General features: G+C 69.6%; 4 protein-coding genes. 2 read left to right on the top strand and 2 right to left on the bottom strand.

Annotated elements, in window-relative coordinates; translation table 11 throughout:
• Together ACFQEU_RS12115 and ACFQEU_RS12110 are read right to left on the bottom strand one after the other, a co-directional pair.
• A partial coding sequence (locus tag ACFQEU_RS12115; protein WP_379782482.1) for an ABC transporter permease occupies positions 1 to 1,515 on the bottom strand: 1,515 nt, incomplete at its 3' end.
• A 9-nt stretch (positions 1,516 to 1,524) separates the two neighbouring features.
• Complete coding sequence (locus ACFQEU_RS12110) at positions 1,525 to 2,688, bottom strand: thiamine ABC transporter substrate-binding protein (RefSeq protein ID WP_379782480.1); 1,164 nt, start codon at positions 2,686 to 2,688, stop codon at positions 1,525 to 1,527.
• A gap of 102 nt (positions 2,689 to 2,790) precedes the next feature.
• Between ACFQEU_RS12110 and ACFQEU_RS12105 the strand changes: the two genes are divergently transcribed.
• Positions 2,791 to 3,690 carry a DUF6517 family protein gene (locus tag ACFQEU_RS12105; RefSeq protein WP_379782478.1) on the top strand — a complete coding sequence of 300 codons (900 nt, stop codon included), beginning with the start codon at positions 2,791 to 2,793 and terminating at the stop codon, positions 3,688 to 3,690.
• A gap of 77 nt (positions 3,691 to 3,767) precedes the next feature.
• Positions 3,768 to 4,268 (top strand): HisA/HisF-related TIM barrel protein (locus ACFQEU_RS12100; protein ID WP_379782476.1); only part of this gene is annotated, 501 nt, incomplete at its 3' end.

Below are 4,268 nucleotides of genomic sequence, written 5' to 3'. Positions count from 1 at the left end.
CGACTCCAGCCCCGGCGCGACCGTCCGCACGACGAACGGGTACCCCGACACGGCGTGTGCAGCGACGATCGCGGCCGACCCGGCGACCGCGATCCGCCAGCCGGCGATCTCGACGCCGAACACCAGCCCCCGCAACAGGCCGAGTCCGACGAGGATCCCCGAGACGGCGAACGGGGCCATCGCGAGCGTCCCGACGAGCTTCCGCCCGCGGTACTCGCGGGTGGTGACCACCGCGATGACGACGCCCATCGGGAGCGCGACCAGCGCCGACGCGGCCGCGAACACCAGCGAGTTGCGGATCGCGGGCCACGGCCGGACCTGGAACGCGGCCCCCGTCTCCTGCCGCTCGATCAGGAACCGATAGTGGTCCAGCGTCAGCGCGCCGTCGCCGCCGGTGACGCTCGCGAGGATCATCGAGACGATCGGCGCGACGAACACGAGCGACGCGACGACGACGTAGACTCCAAGCCCGACTCGCGGGAGCCACTCGCGCACCGTGTGTGCGGTGGGGAGCAGCGACTTCCGGGGGAGCGGCCTGACGCCTCCGGACTGCACCGTGTGTTTCGCCTCGTACCGGAGATACGCGAACAACACCGCCAACGAGATGACGAGCTCGACCACCGCCAGCGCCGCGGCCTCCGCGTAGTTGAGGTCGCGCACGAGCCGGTAGATGAACACCTCGACGGTCGCGAGCTGGAACCCGCCGAGCGCCAACACGATGGGGAAGGTTCCGAACGTGAACACGAACGTCAGTGCCGCTCCCATCAACACCGCGGGGTACACCTGTGGGGCGACCACGTCGGCGAACGCCCGGATCGGCCCCGCCCCGAGGCTCCGGGCGGTCTCGACCGCGCTCGCGTCGACCGACTCCCACGCGGCGGTCGTCACCCGCGCGACGAGCGGCGCGTTGTAGAACGCGTGGGCGATGAGGATCGCCTCCAGCGTGAACATCAGCTCGACGGGCGGGAGTCCGAGAGTCTCGAGCACCCCATTGAGCGTCCCGTTCCGGCCGAACGTGGCGACGAACCCGACCGCGACCATGATCGATGGGAGGACGAACGGGAGGATCGTGAGCGACCGCAGCGTCCGCCGGCCCCGGAACTCGAAGCGTGCGAGCAGGTACGCGAGCGGGACGCCGAGCGCGACGCTGACGAGCGTCGATAGCGCGGCCTGATACGCGGTGAAGCCGACGATCCCGATCCGGCGATCCGGGCCGAGGAAGTCGCGCGCGACTCCCAACGGGTGCTCGCCCGCAAACACCCGCGCGAGGTCGCCGAAATAAAAGGGGTCGCGCAACAGCTCCGCGAACACCGCCAGCGTGACGACGCCGTCGACGACGACCGACTCGACGAGTACCGTCGCGACCGGGTAGTAGAAGACGACGAGCAGTATCCCGAGCGTCCCGAGCCCGAGCGCCGCCAGCACCCGCCGTTCGAGCCGGTCGCGGACGCGCGCCGTGCGCCGCTGGCCGCCGATCGCGTTCGAATCGGGTCGTCCGTCCGGATCGTCGGTCACCGCTTCGGCTCAGTTGCCGGCGACCTGGCGTTCCCACGCCGAGATCCAGCCCTCCATCGATCCTTGGAGCTCGTCGTAGGAGAACGTCACCGGGTCGTCCGGCTCGTGGGCCAGCTCGTCGTAGTCCGGCGGCAGTTCGGCGGTCTCCGTCGCCGGGAACGAGACGTTGCGTTCGACGATCTCCCCCTGTACGTCCGGCTCCAACATGAACGACATGAACTGCCGGGCGAGCTCGGGGTTGTCGGCCTCCTCGAACAGCGCCATCCCCGACGGTGTTGCGTACGCCTGGTCGTCCAGAAAGCGGATCTGGTGTTGGTCCAAGTCCGCGCCGTCCGCGCTCGCGAACACCTGGTCCGTCGAGTAGGAGACGACCATGGGTGCCTCCCCCTCGGACCACGACGTGTACGCGGCGTCCCACGCGTCGAGCACTCGAACGTCGTTCTCTTGGAGGTCCGCCCAGAAGTCGAGGTAGTCGTACTCCCCCTCGTCCCCGAATCGATGGACTGTGTGCAACAGGAACGAGCGTCCGGTCGTCGAGCTGCCGGGGTTCTGCGCGATGAGGTCGCCGCGGTGCTCCTCTTCGAGGAGTCCCTCGAACGTCTCCGGGGCCTCGGTCTCCGTGCTGTCGTACACGAGGCTGACGTAGCCGGTGTCGTACGGGACGGCGCGCCCGAACGGGTCGAAGCGCAGCCCCTCGCGGATGTCGTCGTCGCCATCTATCTCCAGATCGGAGACGAACAGATCGCCGTCGTACCCCTCGTCGATCTGGACGAGGTCCTCGGTGCCGATGCCGACGTAGAGGTCGGCGTCCATGCTCGCTCCGGAGGCAGCGCGCTCGACGTAGTAGTTCAGCTCGTTGTCCGGCGTCGCGTACTCGATCTCGGCGTCGTACCGGCTCTCGAACTCGTCTTTTAGCCACTCGCCCGGGCTGATCGACGGCGCGTCGACGAACGAGCCGAACGTCCCGACGGTGAGGACGCCGCCCCCCTCCTCGCCGCCGCCGACGGTGCCGTTCCCGTCGTCCCCGTTCCCGTCGGTTACCTGTTCCGCACTACACCCGGCGAGTCCCGCGACACCTGCTGCCCCGCTCAGCGCGAGGAACCGCCGCCGACTGTGTGTGCCGCCTGAGTCCGCGGTTCGGCTCCCGTCTCCCGTGGCCGTCTCGTCAGTCATTACCTAGTTGTTGTACTTGGTGGTTACATAAGGGATCCGTGTCGCAGTCGAGTCTACGAGAGCGACGATATCCATTTAGGTCCTGATCGTCTCGGGACGCGTATGAACGACGAGCGATCCGACCGGTTCGACGGGTCAGATCGACCAGACCGATCCAACGCCTCCGAACGCCCCACACCGGCTCGATCCACGATCGCAGCGGACGCGTCGCCGTCCGGTCTCACGCGTCGCCGACTCCTCGCCTCGGGCGTCGCCGTCGGGACGCTCGCCACGGCCGGCTGCCTCGGCACCCGCGACGTCGAGGTGCCGGAGCCGGTCGTCACCGACGACAGCATCGACGAGGATTGGCGGCTGGTCGAGGCGTCAGATAGCGTCGCCTTCGAGGAGTCGTACGGGCCGCTGACGGTCAGCGCGCTCGAACGCACGGTCGTCTACGAGTACGTCGACATCGCGGAAGCGGTCGCGGACGCGCTCGACGCCGACGGCTCCCCGGTCACCTTCTTCGCCGCGCGGATCGACATCCGCCCGGCGATCGACAGCCTCCCCGGCGGGATCGGCCGCGACCGACTGATGAACGAGGTCCGCTCGGCCGCCGAGGCGGCGTTCCGCGACCAGCTCAGGGAGGCCGGAGTGACCGACATCGAGCGCGTCGATGACGGCGAGGCGACCGTCGCCGGGGGACACACGGCGTCGACCGCGACGTTCGTCGCGGCGTTCGGGCTCGACTGGGAAGTACCGTTACCCGACGGGTCGACCGCCGTCGCCGACGGCGTCGCCGAGATGACCGCCCGGCTCGCGGTGTGGCACGACGGCACCGACGTCCTCATCTCCGGCGGTGCCCACCCGACGGAGCCTCTGTCGGACACCATCGAGCGCGCCCTCGACGTCCCGATCGGTGCGGAGACGGTCGTCGACGAGCTGATCGACGACACCCAAGCGCTCGCGACCGAACCCGAAACGTTCGAGGAGGCGGTCGAAGCACTCATTCCCTCCGTCGAGTGAGGCCGCGATCGGTCGGCCCCGGCGGTCGATGCGCCACGATCGACCGGTTTAATCGGCGGCGGCCCGGCACACCCATCATGAGTCGAAACGAGGCTTTTCCGTCGTTCGAGGTGGTCCCGGCGGTCGACGTCCAGGACGGCGCGGTGGTCCAGCTCGTCGGCGGCGAACGGGGCACGGGGAAACGGTACGGTGACCCGGTCGAGGCGGCGTCCCGATGGATCGACGCGGGCGCGAGAACCCTCCACCTCGTCGACCTCGACGGCGCGTTCGACGGGGAGCGCGCCAACGCCGACGCCATCGAGGAGGTCGGCGAGACGGTCGACGACGACGTCGGCCTCCAGCTCGGCGGCGGGATACGGACCGCCGCCGACGCACGCGGCCTGCTCGACGCGGGGATCGACCGCGTCATCCTCGGGACTGCGGCCGTCGAGGAGCCGGAGATCGTCGCGGAGATCGCCGAGACGCACCCGGGAAGCGTCGTCGTCAGTCTCGACGCCAAGGACGGCGAGGTCGTCGTGAGCGGCTGGACCGAGGGGACGGGGCTCGACCCCGCCGAGGCCGCGGCCCGCTACGCGGAC

The organism is Halorubrum tibetense (genome assembly GCF_042661865.1).
Lineage (GTDB): Archaea > Halobacteriota > Halobacteria > Halobacteriales > Haloferacaceae > Halorubrum > Halorubrum tibetense.
Note: the sequence above shows the minus strand (reverse complement) of the source record. Positions and strands in the feature narration are given on the sequence as shown.

What these genes read in the sequence shown, in the direction of transcription:
- ACFQEU_RS12105 (WP_379782478.1), top strand. Translation starts at nt 2,791, where the DNA reads ATGAACGACGAGCGATCCGACCGGTTCGACGGGTCAGATCGACCAGAC.
- ACFQEU_RS12110 (WP_379782480.1), bottom strand. Translation starts at nt 2,688, where the DNA reads ATGACTGACGAGACGGCCACGGGAGACGGGAGCCGAACCGCGGACTCA.